Source organism: Pelotomaculum terephthalicicum JT (genome assembly GCF_022410535.1).
In the GTDB taxonomy this organism is placed as follows: Bacteria; Bacillota; Desulfotomaculia; order Desulfotomaculales; family Pelotomaculaceae; genus Pelotomaculum_D; species Pelotomaculum_D terephthalicicum.
In genome coordinates this window covers 1-22260 of the sequence record NZ_JAKNBL010000047.1, presented here as the reverse complement: position 1 = coordinate 22260, position 22260 = coordinate 1, and the positions used below count along the sequence as shown (strand labels likewise).

Sequence of the window (22260 nt, the reverse complement as noted above, 5' to 3'; positions counted from 1 at the left end):
TCAGATCCGAATTCCCAATTGGATGCGGATTTAAAAAAAATTCCTCTATGGTAAGTAGGAGGAATTCAATAACGATGGTTCAAGCAAAGCCTTGTGCCATCTGCCTCGGCGAATGCCGAGAGGCTATCTATTAGATAAGGAGGCTGTGTCCAATGAGAGTCGAGACGACATTATGATGAAGAATTCAAGCGCAATGCTGTAGAACTGACCTACAACAGCGGAAAAACAGTCAACCAGGTGGCTCGGGACTTGGGAATCAACGTCAATATGCCCGGCAGGGGGCGGAGAGAACTGGCGAGCTATAATGATCGGGCCTTTCCCGGTATGGGGAAGCAAAGACTGGGCACCGATCTGGAAGAAGAGAACCGCCGTCTCAAAAAAGAGCTGGCAATCGCCCGGGAGGAACGGGACATCTTAAAAAAAGCCATGGCCATCTTCTCAAAGACACCGAAATGATCTATCGGTTCATCCGGGAGCACACGGGCAAGTTCCGTGTCGAGACGATGTGTCGAGTTCTAAAGGTATCCCGGACAGCATATTACCGCTGGATCGCCAGACCCGTGAGCCAGCGCAAAAAGCAGGATGAAATTATTAAGGAGCAGATCGTGAAGATCTATAACGAGAGCCGTAAGACCTACGGCAGTCCCCGTATCCGCCGGAAGCTGGACAAGCAGGGCATTCACTGTGGCAAAAAGAGAGTCGAACGGCTAATGAGAGAAACCGGCATCCAGGCTATCCAAAAGTACAAATTTAAGGTCACCACTGACTCTAAGCACAATCTGCCGGTGGCACCGAATATCCTGGACAGAAACTTCAACGCCGGTAGCCCCAACATGAGTTGGGTGACAGACATAACATATATCAACACCAATGAGGGCTGGCTGTACCTGGCGGCGTTCATGGACCTCTGCTCCAAGAGGATCGTGGGCTACTCAATGCAGAAGTACCTGACCGGGAACTGGTTATTGAGGCCCTGAATATGGCCATCACCAACCGTCATCCTGGCCGGGGGCTGATCATTCACTCCGACCGTGGTAGCCAGTACGCAAGTTTTGATTATCAGCAGTTGCTCTGGCAACATGGATTTATTTGCTCCATGAGCCGCAAGGGCAACTGCTGGGATAACTCTCCCATGGAGAGCTTCTTCAAAACATTGAAGATGGAACTCGTATACCATCGTCATTATAAAAGCCGTTCAGAAGCGAAGCTGGAAATCTTCGAATATATCGAGGTTTTTTACAATCGGTTCAGGCTACATTCAGCAATCGGATATGAGACCCCGGAAAACTACGAGAACCAGAGAAAAGTTGCTTAAGTTTGTGTCCAAATAACCGAGGGAAGTCCAAAACATTGTTAACCCCTCACAAAAGAAAAACAAAAGAGCCTCGCGGCTCCAAAAAAGATTTTTACGTAATTTAAATAATTTCTGTTGACATTACGTAAATTACGTAATATAATATAACCATAGAAAGGAGGTAATTATAAACAATGAAACGGCGGGACTTGATAAAAATACTAGAAGCCAACGGCTTCCGCAAAATAAGAGACGATGGTAAACACACCATTTACAAGGCTTCCGACAAGCGGGCCGTACAAGTCCCGAGACACCGCGAAATCAACGAAAACACGGCCAGACAAATCCTAAAGGACGCGGGGTTGAAATAAAAACGCCGCCTTTGGGTGTTATATAAAACCAAACAAGAAAGGAGTTAAACCGATGGAATATATTTTTCCGGCCATCTTCGAGCAAAACAGCGACGGTAGTTATACGATTACCTATCCCGATTTACCGGGTTGTGTCAGTGAAGGCAAATCTCTAAGCAACGCTATGGATATGGCGCAAAGCGCATTGACACAATGGGTTGAATATTTACTGGACGAAAAAGAAAATATTCCAAATGCCAGCAACATAAAAAATATCAAGCCCTTGAATAATCAATTCGTGAATCTTGTTCGGGCTGAAATACGTGACAACCGCGCAGTACGCCGTACAGTCAGTATTCCCGGATGGTTGGACACAAAAGCCGCCGATGCCGGCATCAGTTTATCAAAAGTTCTCCAGGAAGCTCTAAAAGAAAGACTTGGAGTATAAGCAGTCTTAAACGGGCTGCTTCTTTTTTGCAAAAGAAAAGAGCCTGAAGGCTCCCTAATTTATAAGCGTAAATCCTTATTTTCATATCTTTTGTGTATATCGATTAATTCATCATATGAAAATCTCTTTCCAGGATATTTTAATATATACGAAACCATATCGTTTGTTAAACTATAAATACCAATGGCAATCTTTTTAAACTTTTCTGCAAATTCTTTTAACGAAACAATTACATATTACCATATGTCTTATCATAAACCACTAACTCATTAGCCCTAAAATCCATGGCACGGGTTGCTCTTTTTGTTAGTTGATCGACCGTCAAACCTGTTTTATCTACACTGATTCCAAAATGCTTAACACACTCACTACCAACATTAATATTTTTACCATTCCATTTGTTAAAAATATAAAAAACCCATCTGGTTGGTTGACCACAAAGTGTACATGGAGTCCTTTTATCTTCAAGGTCATCAACAGGATGCTGCGGATTCCCCTCCCATTCTACCGTTGCTTGCCCAATTACTTTATTTAACATATTGTCAAAAAATCTTTGATAGTCGATGGAAAGACTATCAATAAGTTCTTCTGTTATCCTTTGGTTGGATTTTAATAAATCATGGAACCATGGATAATCTTCAATAACTTGACTATTTAGCAGTAACGTGCGCTCTTTATTCTTTAATCGAAGTTTACCCTGTGCCATTTATTGCCCCCGTATCCTATTTTGTCATCATAATTCTACAAACGGAATACTTTTCCTTCTGGCAAGCAAATCCCTTTACTTATAGTTTGCAATCGTATGGCAAGCTGTATTTTTTTCTCTGCACGCTTGATGTAGCTTTGGACTGATGCCTTAGAACAACCCAATAACTGGGCAGCTTGTGAGAAAGAATATCCTCTTCCGCGAACCAATTCATAAGCATCCTTTTCAAGAGGGGTCAAAGATTTTGTAAGTTTATCTAACAGGTCCAACATCCATTCAGGGGCAGCTTCAGCGGGTTCTCTATTCTGGATATACCTGGCCATCTCAAGCGGATCAACTGGCACTTCCCGTTTTGCCTGACTCCAGCGGACCACAATCCACTTTGTTCCAGGTATATGCCCCGTTTCCATAAGCTTAATTGTCCACTCAGTATCCGAGATTATACTGCCACGAATCAAAGGATTTACCTTACTTTCGCGAAACTCTCTCAGTGATTCTTATATTCTCGGATCAAGTCTTCCACCCTTGCCACCCCCTTTTCTTGAATAAAAAAGAGGCCTAAGCTTTATCGCTTAGACCTCCAGTTTTTCTGGCCAAGGTCTGGATAGCTGTCAATAGCTTCAGAAAGCACACCTTGGCAACCCAAGTAAACAGAACTGCATACAAAAGCTGGATAAAAAAACCGGGGGGAGTTCCACCGGTTTTTAAACTAAAATCTAATAATATTGTTTGGAATTTTTACTGTACCACAGGCAATGTTTTGTATTTATGTTATCTTGCGGCATTAAATAAATTAAACATTGAAGCAACAGATGATGGAGTTAGCTGCTGTATGTTAGCACCACATTGCGGGCTGTTGGTGCCCAGACATTGCCCTGATGAGAGATTTTGCAACAGACTTGACAGCCCAGCTTGCTGTTGCGCGTTAGTGCCACATTGCGGGCTGTTGGTGCTCAAACATTGCCCCGATGCGCAATTTTGCAACAAACTTGACAGCCCAGCTTGCTGTTGCATATTAGTGCCACATTGCAGGCTGTTGGTGTTAAAGCATTGCCCTGATGCGCAATTTTGCAACAAATCTGCCGGCGATGCAGCACTAGCGCTAGCCAGTACACCAAAAAGCAATAAGAGACAAGGTGCGATTACAAAAAGGATACGTTTGATTCTGACCATATTCTTTTCCCCTTTCTTTTGTCGCCTCCGAGGTTAGCTGACGGGTTCGGTTAAAGAAACCCTACCCAAGTTCACCATTAATAATGGTAACTTGGGATTCACCCCCACGAATGGTTCCCCCGTACCCAGTTGATTAATTTCTGGGATTCGGCAAATATATAGTCAGCTGTGGTTGAGTATACTATACTTCACGATTCAATAGCAAAATTAAGATATCCTCCTTAGTTACTGTTTAAACGACAGAGGCGAAGTATGCTAATAATAAAATATCTTTACTAAATATCAAAATAACAAGGGTTTATATTCCATCATCATATCTCATACCCTCCCGCCTTATTCATTGCACCTAAGTATCATAAAAATGGCAACCGGCGCTAACGTGGCATATAATAAAATAAAAAGCACGAGTGAGTATTATTTGGAGGCTAACACATTGGATAACGTAGACGACTATTACCTTAATCCAAATATAGACGGTAGTTTGCAGGACTATTTTGATCGTGTCCTGGGAGTTGATAAAATTTTTAAACCGCCAAAATTAAACGTAACAAAGTTAACTCTAATAGCTGTCCTAGACTGTATTGACGCTGCAATCGATTACCACAATAAAATTAATTTCCTGCTTTTATCAAAAATGATCATGGAATTAAAAACATGAATATGAACAGCGGACAATTTCTTTAGCCTTTCACCGGCTGAATGCCTGTCCAATCCGACGGAAGGGCCTAGCGCGGCTGAAATTCAGTTCTTTCTATGCAGAGCGGACTGTTCATCCCTGGTGAATTAACTATCGTTGACACATTATAAGCAGTTAAGATACCTTTATATGGCCGCAGCAGTTCTCTTGCCCTTACACGTTCCGCTTTCAGCCATGCTTTGTATTCACTCTCCCCGGCCAGTATCACAGGCATCCGGTCATGAATGTCTCTCATCAACGCGTTGGCCGCGGTGGTAATGATGCTGCAGGAATTAATGATTTTGCCGTCAGGCGCCTTCCAGCAGTCCCAGATGCCCGCGAAGGCAAAAAGCGACTTGCCCGGCAGGGTGATATACATTGGGGCCTTCTTGCCTCCCTCCCTGCGCCATTCAAAAAAACCGTCGGCTGGAACCAGGCAGCGCCGGCGCATAAAGGCATCCCTGAAAGCGGGTTTCTGCTCGACTGTCTCCGCCCTGGCGTTAATCATCTTGTAGCCGGCTTTCTTATCTTTAGACCAGCGGGGAACCAACCCCCAGTGCATCAAGGAGACTTTTCTCACTCCGGAATTATTGATAATCACCGGTATATCGGCGCCCGGCGCAATATTATATTGTGGGGTGTGCTCAAAGCTTTCCTCAAGCATAAAGTGAATTCTCAGTTCGTCCGATTCGGTCGATAGAGTAAAACGTCCACACAAGTCAGGACACTCCAATCTATTATTAATCAAGTATCCAGCATTCAGGAGCCAGAACTCAGAATATTCGGAGAGAAAGCTATTTCTGACTTCTGTAATCCTAGACTCAGGCATTCACAATAATCTTTCTCTCAACCTGGTGTAGCGTTTTTGGGGTTTATTATTTCTAACGGCTATAGCCAACGCCTTTTTGCTGCCAACAATTATTACCAGTTCTTTCCCCCTGGTGATTCCGGTATAAATCAGATTTCTCTGGAGAAGCATATAGTGTTGAGTCATAACCGGGATAATTACAGCCGGGTATTCACTGCCCTGAGATTTATGAATGGAGATGGCGTAGGCCGCCACCAACTCGTCTATTTCCGCAAACTCGTAAACAACCACCCTTCCGTCAAAATCCACCTGGATTTCCTGTTCTTCTTGATCAATGGAAACAACACGCCCCATATCCCCGTTAAACACTTCTTTGTCGTAATTGTTCGTCATCTGCATCACCTTGTCGTTTACCTTAAAGGTTTTGTAACCTTTTATTGTTTTACTCTCGTTGGGATTCAACAATTCCTGCAGCTTGACGTTCAGGTTCGCCACGCCGAGTTCGCCCCGGTGCATGGGGGTTAGGACCTGAATGTCTTTTACCGGGTGATAGCCGAAACTTTTGGGTACATGCTCCCCGCAGAGCGCCAAGATCTTTTGCAGGGCTTTTTCCGGATCGTCTTCCGAAACAAAATAAAAATCGGTTTTGTCACCGGCCTGCGGTCTGCGTATATCCGGAAACTTGCCCTGGTTAATCATATGCGCGTTGACAATTATCCTGCTCTCCCTGGCCTGCCTGAATATCTCGTCAAGGACTGTCACCTGAAATTCGCCGGAATCGATCATGTCTCTTAAAACACTCCCCGGACCTACCGAGGGAAGCTGGTTGATATCACCGACCAGAATGAAAACAGCATGCGCGGGAATTGCTTTAACAAGGTGATACATCAGGACAGTATCAATCATGGAAGACTCGTCCACAACGACTACATCGGCTGCCAGGGGCAATTCCTGGTTCTTTTGAAAACCGCCTTGATGCGGACTGTATTCGAGCAGCCGGTGAATCGTCCTGGCCTCGTTCCCGGTCGCTTCCTGCATCCGCTTGGCCGCCCGGCCGGTGGGAGCCGCCAGCAGGACTTTCAGCTGCATAGCCTGAAAAATCTTAATGATAGCCCGGATAATAGTTGTTTTCCCGGTGCCGGGACCGCCGGTGATAATGGAAATTTTGCTCCGTGTGGAGGAGATAACCGCCTCTTTTTGCTTATCAGCCAGTTGAATATTTAATTGCGCCTCCACCCAGGCTATCGCTTTTTCGGGGTTTATGGGGCGAATGGCGGACGGTTCCGACTTCAATAACAAAAGCCTTTTGGCCAGTCCGGCCTCAGCCGTGTAAAGCGGCGGCAAATACACGGCATTGTGGTCATCTTTAACATCCCGGTTTTGTTCCGATGGCTCTTCCGCGACCAGCCGCCTCTCTTCAATCAGCTTTGCCATGGCGTTGACCACCACGTTTTTGCTGACCTGAAGCATCTCCACGGCTTTGTTTGAGAGAGGCTCAAAAGGATAATAGACATGCCCGTCCGCCATGAGCTCATTTAGAACATAAATGACGCCCGCTTCAGCGCGCATTATGGAGTTGGGGTCAATTCCCATGCTCCTGGCAATCCGGTCGGCGGTAATAAACCCGATACCGTAGATATCGGAAGCCAGCCGGTAGGGATTGCTCTTCACGGTCTCAATGGACGCACTCCCGTATTTCTTGAATATCTTTGCGGAATATGTGGCGCTGACCCCGTGGCCCTGGAGAAAAACCATGATCTCCTTGATTTCTTTTTGCTCTTCCCAGGCTTTTGTAATCATGGCGACCCGCTTTAAGCCGATACCATTCACTTCGGTCAGTTTATCGGGAGCGCCTTCAATGACATCAAGGGTATCCAGCCCGAAAACCCTGACAATGCGCCTGGCCATAACGGGGCCGATACCCTTGATCAGCCCTGAACCAAGATATTTCTCAATACCGTTAACAGTGGCGGGAACGATAGTTTCAAATTTCTCGACCTTAAACTGTTCACCGAATTTTTTATTGTGCTCCCATTGGCCGGTAAGTTTTAAGGATTCACCGGGATTGATGCCGGCTAAGTTCCCGACAACCGTGGTTAGTTCTTTTTTGCCTTTTTCCTGAAGCCTGGCTACAATAAATTGAGTATCCTCGTTAAGATATACTATTCTTTCCAGGAAACCGTAAATAATCATCATACCATTGACAACCCCCATACACCATTGACAACCCCTATACCACAGCCGGGCAATAGATGATTTACCTTTAGATGTATTTCAGTTTTATCAAGGAATCCTTCAGCTTTTGATATGTAACCGCCAACGATTCGGAAATTACCCTCACGTCTCCGAACACCGGCATAAAATTGGTGTCTCCACCCCAGCGGGGAACAACGTGAATATGGACGTGGCCAGGCACGCCCGCGCCGGCGATTCTACCGATATTGGCCCCGATATTAAACCCGTCCGGATTGAAAGCGCGCAGCGCTCCAACCATTTTCTGGGTATTCTTAAAAAGCTCCAACATTTCTTCTTCGGTTAATTCTTCAATTTCTCCAACATGCCTCTTGGGTACGACCATCACATGCCCGTTGGTGTAAGGATACCGGTTCATCACCACAAACGTCTTCTCTCCCCGCCATAGAACCAAGTTTTCCCCGTCCTGATCAGATTCCAAGATCCCGCAAAAGACACACTTGTCCCCGTGGTCCCCGCCAATGTAGACACTGCGCCACGGCGCCCATATTTGTTTCATCTCATTCGCTCCTTATCTTTGATTAAAAAAAAAATAATCTAAAATAATATCGTCCCTTAAAACTAAATTATATATTTTATATTGAACTTTCGTAAACAAACTTATGAAAAACAACAAAAAAAGAAAACAGCCGGGAATTTTGCCGGCTGTTTCCGCAAGTTTAAGCCTGAGAACCATCTCTCCGGTTTCCTTTCCTGGATACCGGGGTCAGCTGCACACGCTCTCTCAGAAAACCTGATTCAGTCACAAATAATACAAGCGAATTCAGCAGAATTCCAGCTCTCTCACTAAATAATTGGGTTGATATTAAGTTTTATTTTATTATATATTTACCGTACAATTTCTTAGAGCCAGGGGTAGCATGTGTTTTACCTGGCACATGCAATCTCTTAATTATCTGTATTGCTTCTTCAGGAGTACTTGCATTCGCTAATAACCCTTCGTCCCGGTAAAAATCAAATGTAGTACCCACGTCGGCACCCAGCAAGATTACTTTTTTCCTGTTTTTTAAGGCGAGTGCAATTTCTGAAACCGTTCCGGCCTTGCCGGGCAGGGCCACAACGATGTCGCTGGAAAGCGCATTGATGTAATTGCGTCCGTCGCCCATTCCCGTGGCAATAACCACGTCAATATAGTCAGAAGCCGCGCCTCCGTCTTTTCCGGGCAACACGCCCACGGTCAGCCCGCCGTTTTCCCTGGCGCCCTTTGCCGACGCTTCCATAACACCGGCCGGCCTCCCGCCGTTAAGAAGCACCCAGCCTTCTTTTGCGATGAGTTCCCCGAGGTGGTAAGCCAGCCGGTAAATTTCCGGTGCTAATTCTTCACCACCGCCCATGACGCCTACAATAAATTTGCGAATTCCAGCCGACTTCCCTTCACATAGATTACCTTTATTAAGTTAAAAGCTCTTCAGCTTTTTCCGGCGTTGCCATATGCTCAGGCATATTGATCCAGGTAATGTTCAATATACTGCCGCACTTTTGCCGCCGGCTTATAGACACCGAAGTGCCCTTCACACAAGATATCAGCCTTCAGGTCGATTAACTTTTTCATTGAAGTGATCCACTTCTTAATATCCGAACCCCAGGACGCGTTAAAAGGCCCGTGGATGTCCTGACCGAACAGAATCCTGCCGCCGTTGAGGTCAATATAAGGGCTGATCCCGCCGGGAGTGTGCCCCGGGGTGAACAGGCAGTGAAGGGTCAGTTCCCCGATTGTTATATCCTGCTTTTCACCCTTCAGAATAACGTCGACGTTGACGGGCTGGTAATTTACCCTGTAATACGATGCCGCTGTCAAATGGGCCAGACCTTTGGAAATAGCGTCCAAATCCAGCGCGTGCCCCACTATCTTCGCACCGAGCGACTGGAAGTGGCTCAGGCCGCCAATATGGTCGATATGCCCGTGAGTGGCGATTACATACTTCAATAAGGAAGGGTCAAACCCCAGTCTTTTTATATTGTCCAATATCGACCGGCATGAATAACCGAGGCCGGCATCAATCAGGGCCAGTTCGCTGCCGCCGTCGACAAGGTAAACACAACAATCTCTCATATCGGTTAATTCCTGTCCGCCCACGAGGTAAACACCGTCAACAACTTTTTGCGGTTTTTGCATTTCGGCTCCTCCCTTCAACCGTAAATTAGGAAAGGGGACACACCTCTCTTTTGAGCCATACTCTGGGGCCGAGGAATGTCCTCCCTATTAAGAAGGGGTCACACCTCTTTAAAAGCCTTACTCCGGAGTCGGAGGGGTGTCCCCCGCCAGGGCACGCTCCAGGATATCATACATGCGGTTCACCATGTCACGCGGGTCGGTCATTAGCCCGGCGGAAATCAAGGCGTTGTCGTAGATCTGCTCCGCCGCCAGGCGGGCAAATTTTTCATCTTTTTCACGCAACGCGGCTAAGCGTTTGATTAATTCATGCCGCGGGTTGATCTCCAGCATCTTCCTGCCAATGGCGCCCAGGTCTTTGTTTACCGCCTGCATCACCCGCTGCATGCTGCTGGTCATCATGCCGTCCTGATTCAGAATGACTGCGGGGCTGTTGATTAAACGGGTGGATTCCTTGACTTCAGTAACTTTATTCCCCAGTATTTCTTTCAGCCATCCTGTCAACGATTGCACTGTTTCATGATCAAGCTGCTCCCCGTCAGGCTTCTCGTCCAACGCGGGAAGATCCAGCCCGGCCTGATCAGCGGACACCAGTTTCTTTTCCTCATAATCCATCAAATTGCTCAGAACAAAGTCGTCAACAGGCTCATGCGTGTAGATAACTTCCAGGTCACGGGCCCGGAAAACCTCCAGATAAGGACCGGCTTCAATAATTTCCCGGGTGGGACCGTTAATGTAATATATGTCTTTTTGCCCTTCTTTCATTCGCTGCGTGTAATCCGCCAGCGATATTAACTTACCCGGCTCTGATTTGGACGACTCGAACCGCAACAGCTTGGCCAGCTCATCCCGGTAGGTGTAGTCGCTGGAAACCCCTTCTTTAATAAAGAAGCCGAATTGTTTCCAAAACTCTTCATACTTGTCCGGGTCGGCTTTTGCCTGCTCGTTGAGAAACCTGAGGAACCGGCCGGTTACAGCCCTGCGCAGCCGGGACATCAGGGTGCTGTCCTGCATGGTTTCACGGGAGATGTTTAGCGGGATGTCCTCACTGTCTACTACGCCCTTTACAAAACGCAGCCATTCCGGCAGGATCCCTTCAGCTTGCTGCTGGATTAAGATTTTACGGCAGTAAAGATTGACACCGGGCTCCGTCCGGCTGAAACCATAACGCTCAAAATTCTGCTTCGGCACAAATAAGAGAGCGTTGATGGCCAGCGGCGCGTCGGCGGAGAAATGCAGACGGTAAAGCGGCTCATCGTATGCGTTCGCGATAAACTTGTAAAACTCGTTATATTCTTCTTCCTTGATCTCGTTTTTATTTCGTGTCCAGATCGCCTGAACGGTGTTGATCTGCTCGCCATTAACACGGATCGTAAAAGAGACGAAGCTGGAGTATTGCTTGATGATCCGTTTAATGACCTCGACTCCGGCAAATTCGTGGGCGTCATCTTTAAGCTCCAGGATGATTTTAGTGCCTCGCGGCAAATCCGTTGCCGCACCGACGGTATAATTGCCAATGCCGTCTGAAACCCACTCGCAGCCAGCCGCTTCAGGTTGATACGAACGTGACAGCACCCGGATTTTCTTGGCTACCATAAACGCGGCGTAAAATCCCACACCGAACTGGCCGATCAGGTTCAAATCTTTTTGATTGGCTTCAGCCATTTGCCGGATAAAAGCTTTTGAACCTGAGTGCGCTATGGTACCCAGGTTTTCAATCAATTCCTCCCTGGTCATGCCGATACCGGTATCGGTTATGGTCAGAGTGTGCTCCTTGTCATCCAGCTCGATGGTGATTTCGAGCGGGAGTTCCCCATCTTTGACGTTCTTGTTGGTTAGATTTTCGTACCGGAATTTCTCCAGGGCGTCGGCAGCGTTGGAGATTAACTCACGCAGAAATATTTCGCGGTCTGTGTAAAGCGAATTCACGACAATATCAAGGATTTGCTTTACTTCTGCTTGAAATTCCCTGGTTTCATAAGTATTTTCCCCGGTTGACACCGACATCTGAAAAGACACCTCCACTTAAGTTCTTATTCTATAATGATCATGTCAACAAATCTGACCAAATAAAATTTTACCACATAAAGCATTTAATAATAAAGACTGGCCGCATATTTTATTACCTCATGTCACGGTCAGGGATTTTGGAGCCTGCTGTAGACACCGGCCGGTCAGGCTCTTAAAATGAACTGATATCATCGTTCTGGGATTGGTGTACTCATTTGGATAACAAGGTGAGCGGAGGACAATCCCGCTTGTGGTTGTTCGGGCTGGTCAACTTTTTACTCAGCTTTGCCTTCAAGGCTCCATTATCTTTATTCCCCTGCTCGGCAGCCTAATTGCCCAGGGATGGGGTTATCGCGGGGTAATGTTTTTCGCAGCAGCCCTGGGTGTGGCGGGAATGATGGCAGCCGTGCCGGCCGGCGGGAAACGGCGGACCGGCGACGGCCTTAATGGCAACTAATATTTTATCAAGAGCAGTCATTTAAGCCTCCCCCGGCGCATATGAAATCTATGTAAACACTACGGTGGAGGTGAAGATACTGTTTTTTATCACGGATAAAATCGTTTTCGGCATGGCGGGCATCAGGGTGCTGTCCGCTACTATCGAATTTACGGCGGCCATGCTCATGCTGAAGTACGGGCAGGTGGAAACCGCGTTTAAAATTAATGCCGCGCTGGCACTGGTGGGTCCCACGGTGTTAATCGCCGTAACTAGCCTTGGCTTGATCGGCCTCGCCGGAAAAATATCTCCGGCCGGCATGGCAACAGTCATACTCGGGGTATTCTTGATTTTTATCGGGATCAATAAGATCTAAAAAGCCGCCGTCAGTCGGCTCAGCCCAGCGCGTTGACAAAAAATTCCGCCACCAGAACTGCTATTTTCTCCTCACAACCCCACCAGAAATGGTCAACGCCGGGAATCACCTCAACGGTCTTTGGCTCGCTCATTTTAGCGGCTTCCTGCAAAACCAGGTTAGGAGAAACAACATCGTCTTCCGAGCCGCAGATAATTAATTTCGGCTTCACGCAGTCAGTCAGAACACCCGGCGGAATAACCGGAGACACACCGGCGATTGCTTTGATTGCGTCGCTGCCGCCGCCCACCGGCAAAGCTATTTTTCCACCAAATGAGTAACCCATGATGCCGACCCGGTCGGAGTCGATTTCTTCTTGTTGAACAAGAAAAGACAACGCAGACCGGGCATCGTCCTGCTCCGGTACGCCTCCGCCAAAAAACCCCTGGCTCCGGCCGACACCGCGGGAATTGTAGCGCATGCCGGCGATTCCCTTCTCGGTAAGCGCCCAACTAACCGCCATGATTATATTATTGCTCATGTCGCCACCGTAACGCGGGTCGGGATGGCAAAGCACCACCCCCGGACATGGGCCGCCACTTATGTCCGGCATATCCAGACAGGCTTCCAGTAGCAAGCCGTTATTATCCAATGTCGTTTTTATTTTTCTCATTGTTATCAATCATTCCTTTCGCTTCGCTCAAGGCACAAAACGGGATGAAACCGTTGCCCTTGAGCTTTTTCTATTTTAAAACTATCTTGTTGGGATTACAGGCAACTACAAATCACGGGGAGGTGAGTGCGCTGCTCCTTTGGAAGTAGACCGCATTGTTATATGTGTAGATTGCCTTACCGAGCACAAATAAGTGTGACGCAAGAGCACGTAGACTTATCTTTGTATAAACAACTCGTTTATTGCTGGGCAGTCAGTCAATGCCTGTTTTTCTCAATAATCTATTTTGAAGAAGGGAGATTTAATGTTAAAAATCATTTATCCCATTTGTTGCGGCATTGATGTTCACAAGAGGTTTCTTGTTGCCTGCATTGCCACTACCAACAACCAAGGAGTTACCACTTACAAATCCAGCCGCTTTTCCACCTATACCAATGATCTGCGAAGAATCTCAGCGTGGCTTACGTCCAATTCCTGCACCCAGGTTTGCATGGAGTCTACTGGCAAGTATTGGATCCCTGTCTATAACATTTTAGAACCCACCTGTAAAATAACCTTAGCCCATCCCAAGTATGTCAAAGCCATTCGCGGTAAAAAGACAGATAAAAAAGATGCTAAATGGATTGCGGACTTGTTCAAGCACGATCTGGTTGCCGGAAGTTTTATGCCGTCTCTTCTTATTCGTCAATTGCGTGACTTGATGCGTTACCGTTTTAAGCTTACAAACTTTAAGTCCAGCGAGAAAAACCGGATTCAAAATTGTCTTACTGTATCAAATATTCAGCTCGCCAACGTGGTATCTGATACTTTCGGTAAGAGTTCAATGAACATTATTGACTACTTGCTTGAAAATCCTGATGACAAGGATTTCGATTTTATTCCGCTTCTTCATGGCTCTATGATGCATAAAGCAGATAATATCCGGCTTGCCCTCGACGGGATCATTACTCCTGAACAACGCCAAAAAATGAATATTATCCTGAAGCATTATGACGAATTGGAAAAGTGCAAGTCCAATCTTGAATCCTTGATTCTTTCGCTGGCGGAGCCTTTTGCTAAGGAACTATCTTTGGTGTTGACTGTTCCAGGTATCAAGAATCTTTTCTCTGCTATCGGAATTATTTCAGAGATCGGCGTTGATATGTCTGTGTTCCCGACAGCCAAACACTTATGTTCCTGGGCAGGTGTGACTCCTCAAAACGACGAGAGTGCCGGCAAGAAACATTCTGTCCGTATTTCCCGTGCCGGTGTTTACATCAAACCACTTTTGGTACAGTGCGCCAACGCTGTTGTTAAAAGTGATAAACACCCTGAAATCAAAGGTCGCTATTTATCCATCAAGAAACGACGTGGTCATAAGCGTGCTATTATAGCAGTCGCCCGTATGCTGCTTACCGCCATATACCATATACTGAAAAATGGTGAACCTTACAATCCAGTGCTTTACAAAAGAGTGGAAGTCATGCCCCGGACCCGCCGGATCACTGTAGAGCAAGCCGTTATATTGGCTCAAAGACACGGATATTCTGTAATTACAGTTTAATTCCTTTCTTTAATCTCTTTATTTACTTTTTCAAAGACCGTCTTCTGGATGGTTTGTTTACTATACTCTTTTTTAATCTGTACTAACATAGCTCATCGTTTCAGACTTTTCATCTCCTTAACCGGTATTGCTTAATGAATATTATACCAACACTGTGAAAAATTGGCTATTCATTCGATTAGCCCTTGAATTCCTCGTTATATTTTAGTACTATGAATTTAATAATACCAGTATAAATTAACATTATTGGGAGTTGGAAAATATGCCGGATTACACAATGATTGATTTGCCTCCGATATTAAATTTAATTTTCTATCCGCGTAAAGATTTTAGCCCGTGCCCGGAAAACGCTTTTGATCTGGACGTGCCTGTGGATAAAGATATTTCCGTATCAATCCGCTTTTACACCGGCGGCGTCAACCAGCCCTGGATTTTATACTTTCACGGCAACGGGGAAGTGGTCAGCGACTACGACGAAATCGCGCCTGCATACAACGATCTAGGGCTGAACATAGTAGTGGCGGACTACCGCGGATATGGCGCCAGCGGAGGCACCCCTTCTTTTACCAACGCATGCAATGACGCTAAATCCATATTTAAAGCTGTCACAAGCGAACTGTCCAACCGTGGCTTTCAGCAAGAATTATGGATTATGGGCAGGTCTTTAGGCAGCATTTCCGCCCTGGAGCTGGCTAACGAATACCCCGGTTTAATCAAGGGTATGATTGTCGAAAGCGGTTTCGCCAACGTGGTCAAAGTCATGAAACACCTTGACCATTTCCCCAGGGAAGTTACCCTGCACCAGCTTGATCAGGAATGCCTGGACTTGGTTAAAAACATTTCCATACCCGTTCTGGTCATCCATGGGCAGGACGACTGCATTGTTCCATATGAAGAAGCCCTAGACTTATACGAAAACTTAGGAACAGCCCGCAAGAAGCTGGTTACCATCCCTAACGCGGGCCATAACGACATAATGTACGTGGGCTTAAGGCAATATTTTGAGGCAATTCAAAATTTTATCCTCACTCCTTCAAAGGATACATAAAGGTTATAAACAGCGGAGAACCTAAAACTGTTACAGACAACGGAAGGTGACAGGTTTATGCTAAAGCGATTGCTCCAAAATTTATTTAACCAGGTTAAATGCGGCGCTTTTGAAGTATCCTATTGGGACGGCACGACTGAACAATACGGCGGCGATACTCCTCCGGTTAAAGTGATTTTTCACGAAAAAATACCGTACAAGCAAATACTCAAAGACCCGGTATTAGCGTTTGGCGAGGCTTACATGGACGGTTTGATTGATATTACCGGTGAACTGGACGATATCATCAAGCTAGTCAGCTCCAGTATGAAGTTAAATGAAAAAAACCGGGGCCGGCGTCTCCTGGCCAAAATTTTTTCACACCGCCCGCATTCCACATCTTTACGCGAACAGAAGGAAAACATTCAACATCATTACGATTTGGGCAATGACTTTTTCTCCCTCTGGCTGGACGAGACCATGAGTTATTCCTGCGCTTATTTCCAAAAAGCCGAAGACTCCCTGACCCAAGCCCAAATTCAAAAGATTGACCACGTGCTGAAAAAGCTGCAGTTGCGCCCCGGGGAAATTCTTCTTGACATCGGCAGCGGCTGGGGATGGCTGATTCTCCGCGCCGCCCAGGTTTACGGGGCAAAAGCGGTAGGAATTACTCTGAGCCGTGAACAGCATCAGGAAACCCAGCGCCGTATCGCGGAACTGGGTCTAAAAGATCGGGTGGAAGTTGAGTTGATGGATTACCGGCAACTGGCGGGCAAAGGGCTCGTTTTCGATAAAATCGCCAGCATTGGGATGTTCGAACATGTTGGCCGGGCCAACTATCCCCAGTTCATGATGACATTGAAAAAGCTCCTGAAGGAGGGCGGCTTAGCCTTACTTCATACCATTACGCATACCAAGGAAGGGCCGGTGAACGGCTGGATAAAAAAACATATTTTCCCCGGGGGTTATATCCCGTCTTTGCGCGAAGTGATCTGGCTGCTGCCCGACTATGATTTTCATGTTTTAGATATAGAAAGTTTGCGGATGCACTACGCCATGACCCTGGAGCGCTGGGCGGAAGGATTTGAAAAACATACCGGTAAAATACGGGAAATGTACGATGAGCGTTTTGTCCGGATGTGGCGCCTGTACCTGCGTTCCTGCGCCGCTTCTTTCCGGGTCAGCGGCCTGGATATTCACCAGATTCTAATCTCCAATGGGTTAAATAACAACCTGCCCCTGACCCGGGAGTATTTATACAATTAATGCTTGTTCTCCAGCATTCTAACTCGTTCTTCAAGCAACTCAATATTCGCCTGCATATTCGACATCATTTCCGCTACCGGGTCGGGAAGCAGATCGTGCCGCAAATCAATATCAGCTTCATCTGTTAGCGCCAATTTCTGGCCGTTCCGGGCGACAACTTTGCCGGGCACACCCACCACTGTGCTGTTCGGCGGAACAGCTCTTAAAACAACCGAGCCGGCCCCAATCCTGGAGTTTTCTCCTACGGTAAACGAACCGAGCACCTTGGCCCCGGTACTAATCACGACATTATCACCAATGGTGGGGTGTCTCTTTTCCTTTTCTTTACCGGTACCACCCAGGGTTACCCCCTGATAAATAGTCACATTTTTACCTATCTCGGCAGTCTCACCGATCACAACTCCCCCTCCGTGGTCGATAAACAAACCTTCGCCAATTTTCGCTCCGGGGTGAATTTCGATAGCGGTCAGAAAACGGGAAAACTGAGATATCAACCTGGCCGTTAAATACCAACCACGCCTGTAAAAAAAATGCGCCACCCGGTGCATGACCACAGCGTGAAAGCCCGGGTAACATAGAATTACCTCCAGCGCAGACTTGGCTGCGGGGTCGCGCCTCATAATACTTAATATATATTTTTTAAGTCCGCTGAGCATAACAGTATCCTCTCTATACATAATTTAATCAATTGCTTTACTGGTAATAGAACCACTATTAAACCTTTTTATACTTACTTATTTTTATACTTATTTACACCGGCATCCGATTATTCCATTTGAAATAATATCACTAAAATATAGTACTAAATATAGTACATACTTGCTTCCCGCGACAGACGTATCTTCTCAGCTTCCATGCACAGGTCTTCCAACGTGGTGCTGTCCAGCACATGCGCTATGGATTCCCTGATTCTTTCCCATATTATTCTTGTCGCACAGGTTTCGGCGCGCACACATGATTCCGGATCGTCTTCGCTAACACAACCAGTCGGCCCCAGAGGCCCTTCCAGGCATCTAATTACTTCACCAACGGTAATCCTAGAGGGCTCCCGGGTGAGTAGATAACCGCCCTGGGCGCCCCGTACGCTCCGAACCAGTCCCCCCTTGCGCAGGAAGGTTACCAACTGCTCCAAATAACCCTCGGATATTTCCTCCCTTTCCGCTACCCGGATGAGGGGAATAGGTTCGTTGGGGGCATAATTTTGTGCCAGATCCACCATCGCGCGCAAACCATACCGCGCTCGTGTCGAAAACTTCAAGGTCTTTGTATTCCCCTTTCTCAGAATGTTTATTATTTATCTAAACATACTATTATTACTATACTATATTCTCCATTTTATTTCTACTCTTTTTTCAGGGGGTCAGGCTTTACTTTGTGACTTTCTATAAGTCACAAAGTAAAGCCTGACCCCCTCTAATGCCCCCTCTAACAGGATAAAGGGCAGACAATCACGATTCCACTTTGGAATCTGTCTACCCTTTACCCGAGGTGTACTGCAACTCAGTACATCCCTCCTTTATTCCCCCCGCGTTTCGGTCCGGTCGATATAACTATCTTCCGTTCCTAACGTTCCTAACGTTCCTAACGTTCCTAACGTTCGGTTTCGGTTTCTCCCTTTACAGGAATCTTCGCCACGTTGCCGGTTCACACCTACTCCTAGCTATAACCTTGGTACCGGCCGCTTACCCTGCCTAATGACTTTACTCAGCCATTAGCTTATCAGCAACCTGGTCGACCTCTTACTTCACCAACCGGCTTTTCAGTGATCTTCCTTTGAACCCTTTTTCCTACGGTACCGGTCTCCTTACTCCTCCAACAGCTTCACTCAGCTATCGGACTTTCAGTTTGCTAATCTTCCCCGGGCTTTACCTTAACCACAGGGCTTTAGTCTGACCTGGCCGGTTGCCTGCTAAGTCTTCGGCTTTTCAGCCAACCCTCCTTTGAACCGCCTCGGTTACAACTCTACCGTTTCGTTGTTTCCCAGTTACTGGTTACCGAACCCGCCGGGGGTCTTCCTCCCAGTACTTTAACTTAAAAGTTATTTCCTGGGTCACTTTCATTATAAATAGCAGAACTTACATTGTCAATAGTATTTTTTGAAAATTTTAAATAATTTTTTAAATTAGAAAAATCACACATTTATTCGTTTATTTCTTTCTACCTGCACCTCGGTGTTTTCCAAAAAACGGGCCACCATATTGTAAAAACCGATAATCAAGGTCAGTTCTGCCAGTTCACGGTGATCAAAGTGTTCTGCCAGCTTGTAAAACGTTTCATCGGTAGACTTAATTTTAATAGTAACTTCATCAGTATATTCCAGCACCAACCGCTCCGGCTCGCTGAAGCATCCCTCATCCGGGCCTATCTTCACACCGGCGATTTTTTCTTCTGGAACCCCCGCTTCCCGCGCCATCTTTTCGTGCTGGTACCACTCGTAGTAAGAATCGCACAAAGCGGCCACCCTCAGTATGCATAACTCACGCAGGTACGCGTCCAGCTTCACCTGGGACAAAAGCGAACTGCCCAGCCGCATATAATGACGCACACTATTCTCCGCATGAGCCATCATTTTATTAATATTCAGGCTGTTGGTCGGCCCGCCGGCCAGGATCATTTTACGCGTCTTCTCAGGCATTTGCTCAACCGGCACAAGCGGCAGGCGAGGCCCCCTTTGCCCATCTCTTTTGTTTTCTTCTTTTCCTTGGTTAACTCCCGCCATGTGTTTTTTACCCCCTAGCTGTTTATTCTCAGATGAGATAAAATAAAAACACCAATTATCAGACTATCATATTAATTATTCTTTGGAAAATGAAGAAATATCAGCAGCGAATAATCGCAAGGGTAACTGGATGAATTTCTGTTTGAAAGGAACGTACCCAAGCATGGCTGAAAAAATACTGCCTAATCTTTACGGAATAGAAATCCCGCTCCCCAATAACCCCTTGCAAGCAACTAATTCTTATGTAATCAAGGATAGTTCAAGAAGTTTGATTATCGATACCGCTATGAACAGGGAAGAATGCAAAAGAGCCATGCTGTCCGGCCTTGATGAAATTGGGGTGGATTTGGATAAAACTGATTTTTTTATTACTCATATGCACGCGGACCACTGCGGCCTGGTAGCAAGCCTAACCCCAAAAAAACCAACACTTTACTGCAGCCGGCTTGCTTCGATAGATATTGACGGATTGAGCAAACCGGAATACTGGGAGAAATTAAAATTCCTCGGACGAATCTGCGGCTTCCCTGAGGAAGAGCTAAGACTAGCTGTTAACAAACATCCCGGTTACAGGTTTCGCCCCAGGGGACAGATGAATTTCAAAATAATAAAGGATAAAGACATGATCAGCGCTGGAGGCTAGCACTTTACCTGCATAGAAACCCCCGGCCATACTACCGGCCACATGTGCCTCTATGAGCCATCCCAAAAGATCCTGTTTTCCGGGGACCATATCCTAACAGATATTACTCCGAATATTTCACTGGGGATGACTTATGACCATAACCTTTTGTATGAATTCATCAGCAGTCTTGATAAAATTAATAATCTTGACGTTGCTCTTGTCCTGCCCGGACATAGGAAACTTATTAAAGACTGTAAGGCTAGAATTGAGGAATTGAAAAACCACCACCAAACAAGAGCCGGCGAGGTGCTATCAATATTAAAAAATGGCAGCCTGGACGCCTATCACACAGCTTCCCAAATGACTTGGGATATGACATACGACTCCTGGGATCTGTTTCCGGTCACACAGAAATGGTTTGCCTGCGGCGAGGCTCTCGCTCACCTGAAATATCTTGAGGAAGTAAAGATGGTACGCAAGGAAGAAAAAGAGAATAAATATTATTTTTCACTGGCTGCCAAGGATAGTTAAAAACCTTACTGCCATGATAATAATATTTATTCAGCACTCCGCCGCGCTCCGCTGTATCCTTCTCATTCAATTTCACCCTGCAGCAGTTGAATAGATTTTACTTTATAAAAGAAAACCCCTCCCGGTGCTCTCACTTCTATTTCATCACCGACTTTCTTTAATAATAATGACTTTCCCATCGGTGATAAAAATGATACATCGCCCTCTTTTATGTTACTTTGAAAGGGATTTACAATGCGATACTTAAAAACCTCCTGGCATGATAAGTCTAGCACTTCCACTTCACTACCTATGGTGACAAAAGGAAGTCTATTGCCTAAATTTTGTGTCTTTTTTGCATTTCTGACTAGTTGTTCAATATGTTTTATATAATCTTCAATAAGCTTCTCAAATTCATTACGTTCTTTTGATGGTTCAAGAAAATATTTTTCAATAAGTTCCTTTTTCTCTTCCTCAACTTTTACCAAATGCTTAATGAGACTATTAAAGGAAGCTTCTGACAGTGTGACCCTAACCAATTTACTCCCCTCCATATTCAGCCACTAAATGGAAAAACCCAATATAAAGCGCAAGGGCGCTTCGCCTTAATAGCGAAACACCCATTTAAATGTATCTTATCATTAGATACAATCATTGTCAATAGTGTATGATATTAACATTTAATGCAAAGGCTTTAATTTTCTGGTAAGGGGATGTCAAGGGGACGGTTCTTTGATGTCAAGGGGACTGATGTCAAGGGGACGGTTCTTTTGACATTACGGACTATCAAGGGGACGCGGACTGTCAGGGAACAGTTCTTTAGGTGTCAAGGGTATCATTTGTCAAGGGGACTTAGTTTGTCAAGAAGACGGTTCTTTTGACAGTATGACACTATAACTTTTCTTACTGTTTCTCTATTAATACCAATAATATCGGAAATTTGTCTGCCTGATAAACCGGATACACTTGCCAGTTCCTTAATAAGTCTAGCCCTTTGAGCTTCATTCTCTCGCTTTTTCAAAAAATCCAAGCTTAGTTTTATCTCTTCTAAATACCTATTAATATAATCCGTTACCATATCTCGATCCATTTTTTTATCCTCATTGTCCATATCAATAAACATATCTTCACTTATCTGAGCACTAAATTGAGTATACCGGGTAAAACTGAACAGTTTGACCGCTAAGATTAAACAGTGTCCCCGTTTGAAACTGAACACCGGTTCCGAAGAAGTTGAACACTGGATATGGCCCTTCTGCTAAATTGAATTTATGC

At 45.8% G+C, this 22260-nt stretch carries 25 protein-coding genes, 1 pseudogene and 1 riboswitch; of the genes and pseudogenes, 11 read left to right on the top strand and 15 right to left on the bottom strand.

From position 1 onward, the window contains the following. Window positions 1-204 precede the first annotated feature (204 nt). The 3 genes and pseudogenes from L9W92_RS16730 (at window position 205) to L9W92_RS16720 (ending at window position 2092) form a co-directional block, all read left to right on the top strand. Window positions 205-1315, top strand: a pseudogene (locus L9W92_RS16730) (IS3 family transposase). A gap of 173 nt (window positions 1316-1488) precedes the next feature. Then, a complete protein-coding gene (locus L9W92_RS16725; protein WP_240084883.1) occupies window positions 1489-1665 on the top strand; it encodes a type II toxin-antitoxin system HicA family toxin in 177 nt (58 codons plus the stop codon). Window positions 1666-1717: 52 nt separating this feature from the next. Continuing rightward, window positions 1718-2092, top strand: coding sequence for a type II toxin-antitoxin system HicB family antitoxin (locus L9W92_RS16720; protein ID WP_240084882.1), 375 nt, complete (start codon window positions 1718-1720; stop codon window positions 2090-2092). 229 nt (window positions 2093-2321) lie between these two features. Here the strand turns inward: L9W92_RS16720 and L9W92_RS16715 are convergent, their stop codons facing one another. From L9W92_RS16715 to L9W92_RS16705, 3 genes are all read right to left on the bottom strand, one after another. Further along, window positions 2322-2798, bottom strand: a complete 477-nt coding sequence (locus L9W92_RS16715) for a hypothetical protein (RefSeq protein WP_240084881.1) — start codon at window positions 2796-2798, stop codon at window positions 2322-2324. Between the two features lie 35 nt (window positions 2799-2833). Then, entirely contained in the window at window positions 2834-3256 is a 423-nt protein-coding gene (locus L9W92_RS16710) for a sigma factor-like helix-turn-helix DNA-binding protein (RefSeq protein WP_240084880.1), read from the bottom strand. Between the two features lie 313 nt (window positions 3257-3569). Next, a complete protein-coding gene (locus L9W92_RS16705; RefSeq protein WP_240084879.1) occupies window positions 3570-3971 on the bottom strand; it encodes a hypothetical protein in 402 nt (133 codons plus the stop codon). Window positions 3972-3977: 6 nt separating this feature from the next. Beyond that, window positions 3978-4134: riboswitch (cyclic di-AMP (ydaO/yuaA leader) on the bottom strand. A gap of 198 nt (window positions 4135-4332) precedes the next feature. Between L9W92_RS16705 and L9W92_RS16700 the strand changes: the two genes are divergently transcribed. Continuing rightward, entirely contained in the window at window positions 4333-4629 is a 297-nt protein-coding gene (locus L9W92_RS16700) for a hypothetical protein (RefSeq protein WP_240084878.1), read from the top strand. Window positions 4630-4696: 67 nt separating this feature from the next. Here L9W92_RS16700 and L9W92_RS16695 read toward each other — a convergent pair whose 3' ends face one another. The 6 genes from L9W92_RS16695 to htpG all read right to left on the bottom strand — a co-directional run bounded on the left by L9W92_RS16695 (window position 4697) and on the right by htpG (window position 11828). Then, entirely contained in the window at window positions 4697-5365 is a 669-nt protein-coding gene (locus tag L9W92_RS16695) for an SOS response-associated peptidase (RefSeq protein WP_240084877.1), read from the bottom strand. Window positions 5366-5476: 111 nt separating this feature from the next. Continuing rightward, the gene (gene recD2 / locus L9W92_RS16690; RefSeq protein WP_312038116.1) at window positions 5477-7669 is read right to left on the bottom strand and encodes an SF1B family DNA helicase RecD2; all 2193 of its coding nucleotides are present in this window, start codon (window positions 7667-7669) and stop codon (window positions 5477-5479) included. Between the two features lie 49 nt (window positions 7670-7718). Beyond that, window positions 7719-8207: an HIT family protein gene (locus tag L9W92_RS16685; RefSeq protein ID WP_240084876.1), complete on the bottom strand. Its 489-nt coding sequence runs from the start codon at window positions 8205-8207 to the stop codon at window positions 7719-7721. A gap of 313 nt (window positions 8208-8520) precedes the next feature. After that, window positions 8521-9054 carry a TIGR00725 family protein gene (locus tag L9W92_RS16680; RefSeq protein ID WP_312038118.1) on the bottom strand — a complete coding sequence of 178 codons (534 nt, stop codon included), beginning with the start codon at window positions 9052-9054 and terminating at the stop codon, window positions 8521-8523. A gap of 89 nt (window positions 9055-9143) precedes the next feature. Next, window positions 9144-9824 (bottom strand): MBL fold metallo-hydrolase, encoded by a 681-nt coding sequence (locus tag L9W92_RS16675; protein WP_240084874.1) that lies wholly within the window; start codon window positions 9822-9824, stop codon window positions 9144-9146. Window positions 9825-9941: 117 nt separating this feature from the next. Next, complete coding sequence (gene htpG / locus L9W92_RS16670; protein ID WP_240084873.1) at window positions 9942-11828, bottom strand: molecular chaperone HtpG; 1887 nt, start codon at window positions 11826-11828, stop codon at window positions 9942-9944. Between the two features lie 253 nt (window positions 11829-12081). Here htpG and L9W92_RS16665 point away from each other — a divergent pair, with 253 nt between their 5' ends. Together L9W92_RS16665 and L9W92_RS16660 are read left to right on the top strand one after the other, a co-directional pair. Further along, on the top strand, window positions 12082-12288 hold the full coding sequence (locus L9W92_RS16665) for a hypothetical protein (RefSeq protein WP_240084872.1): 207 nt from the start codon (window positions 12082-12084) through the stop codon (window positions 12286-12288). A gap of 79 nt (window positions 12289-12367) precedes the next feature. After that, the gene (locus tag L9W92_RS16660) at window positions 12368-12643 is read left to right on the top strand and encodes a YqhV family protein (protein WP_240084884.1); all 276 of its coding nucleotides are present in this window, start codon (window positions 12368-12370) and stop codon (window positions 12641-12643) included. 19 nt (window positions 12644-12662) lie between these two features. On the opposite strand, the gene L9W92_RS16655 is transcribed toward L9W92_RS16660, so the two are convergent. Beyond that, complete coding sequence (locus L9W92_RS16655; RefSeq protein WP_240084871.1) at window positions 12663-13295, bottom strand: alpha/beta hydrolase; 633 nt, start codon at window positions 13293-13295, stop codon at window positions 12663-12665. 304 nt (window positions 13296-13599) lie between these two features. Between L9W92_RS16655 and L9W92_RS16650 the strand changes: the two genes are divergently transcribed. The 3 genes from L9W92_RS16650 (at window position 13600) to L9W92_RS16640 (ending at window position 17131) form a co-directional block, all read left to right on the top strand. Then, on the top strand, window positions 13600-14838 hold the full coding sequence (locus L9W92_RS16650; RefSeq protein WP_240084870.1) for an IS110 family RNA-guided transposase: 1239 nt from the start codon (window positions 13600-13602) through the stop codon (window positions 14836-14838). Window positions 14839-15100: 262 nt separating this feature from the next. Beyond that, window positions 15101-15886, top strand: coding sequence for an alpha/beta hydrolase (locus L9W92_RS16645; RefSeq protein WP_240084869.1), 786 nt, complete (start codon window positions 15101-15103; stop codon window positions 15884-15886). Window positions 15887-15943: 57 nt separating this feature from the next. Then, window positions 15944-17131 (top strand): SAM-dependent methyltransferase, encoded by a 1188-nt coding sequence (locus tag L9W92_RS16640; protein WP_240084868.1) that lies wholly within the window; start codon window positions 15944-15946, stop codon window positions 17129-17131. On the opposite strand, the gene cysE is transcribed toward L9W92_RS16640, so the two are convergent. The 3 genes from cysE to L9W92_RS16625 form a co-directional block, all read right to left on the bottom strand. After that, window positions 17128-17787: a serine O-acetyltransferase gene (gene cysE / locus L9W92_RS16635; protein ID WP_240084867.1), complete on the bottom strand. Its 660-nt coding sequence runs from the start codon at window positions 17785-17787 to the stop codon at window positions 17128-17130. The two genes, L9W92_RS16640 and cysE, sit on opposite strands and share 4 nt — an antisense overlap. A 146-nt stretch (window positions 17788-17933) precedes the next feature. Then, window positions 17934-18389, bottom strand: a complete 456-nt coding sequence (locus tag L9W92_RS16630) for an RrF2 family transcriptional regulator (protein WP_240084866.1) — start codon at window positions 18387-18389, stop codon at window positions 17934-17936. Window positions 18390-19262: 873 nt separating this feature from the next. Then, window positions 19263-19850 carry a carboxymuconolactone decarboxylase family protein gene (locus tag L9W92_RS16625; protein ID WP_240084865.1) on the bottom strand — a complete coding sequence of 196 codons (588 nt, stop codon included), beginning with the start codon at window positions 19848-19850 and terminating at the stop codon, window positions 19263-19265. 163 nt (window positions 19851-20013) lie between these two features. Between L9W92_RS16625 and L9W92_RS16620 the strand changes: the two genes are divergently transcribed. Further along, window positions 20014-20493, top strand: coding sequence for an MBL fold metallo-hydrolase (locus L9W92_RS16620; protein ID WP_240084864.1), 480 nt, complete (start codon window positions 20014-20016; stop codon window positions 20491-20493). Window positions 20494-20505: 12 nt separating this feature from the next. Beyond that, window positions 20506-21006: an MBL fold metallo-hydrolase gene (locus tag L9W92_RS16615; RefSeq protein WP_312038117.1), complete on the top strand. Its 501-nt coding sequence runs from the start codon at window positions 20506-20508 to the stop codon at window positions 21004-21006. Between the two features lie 62 nt (window positions 21007-21068). On the opposite strand, the gene L9W92_RS16610 is transcribed toward L9W92_RS16615, so the two are convergent. Next, window positions 21069-21524, bottom strand: a complete 456-nt coding sequence (locus tag L9W92_RS16610; protein ID WP_240084862.1) for a GreA/GreB family elongation factor — start codon at window positions 21522-21524, stop codon at window positions 21069-21071. 296 nt (window positions 21525-21820) lie between these two features. After that, window positions 21821-22108 (bottom strand): helix-turn-helix domain-containing protein, encoded by a 288-nt coding sequence (locus L9W92_RS16605; RefSeq protein WP_240084861.1) that lies wholly within the window; start codon window positions 22106-22108, stop codon window positions 21821-21823. Between the last annotated feature and the right edge of the window lie 152 nt (window positions 22109-22260).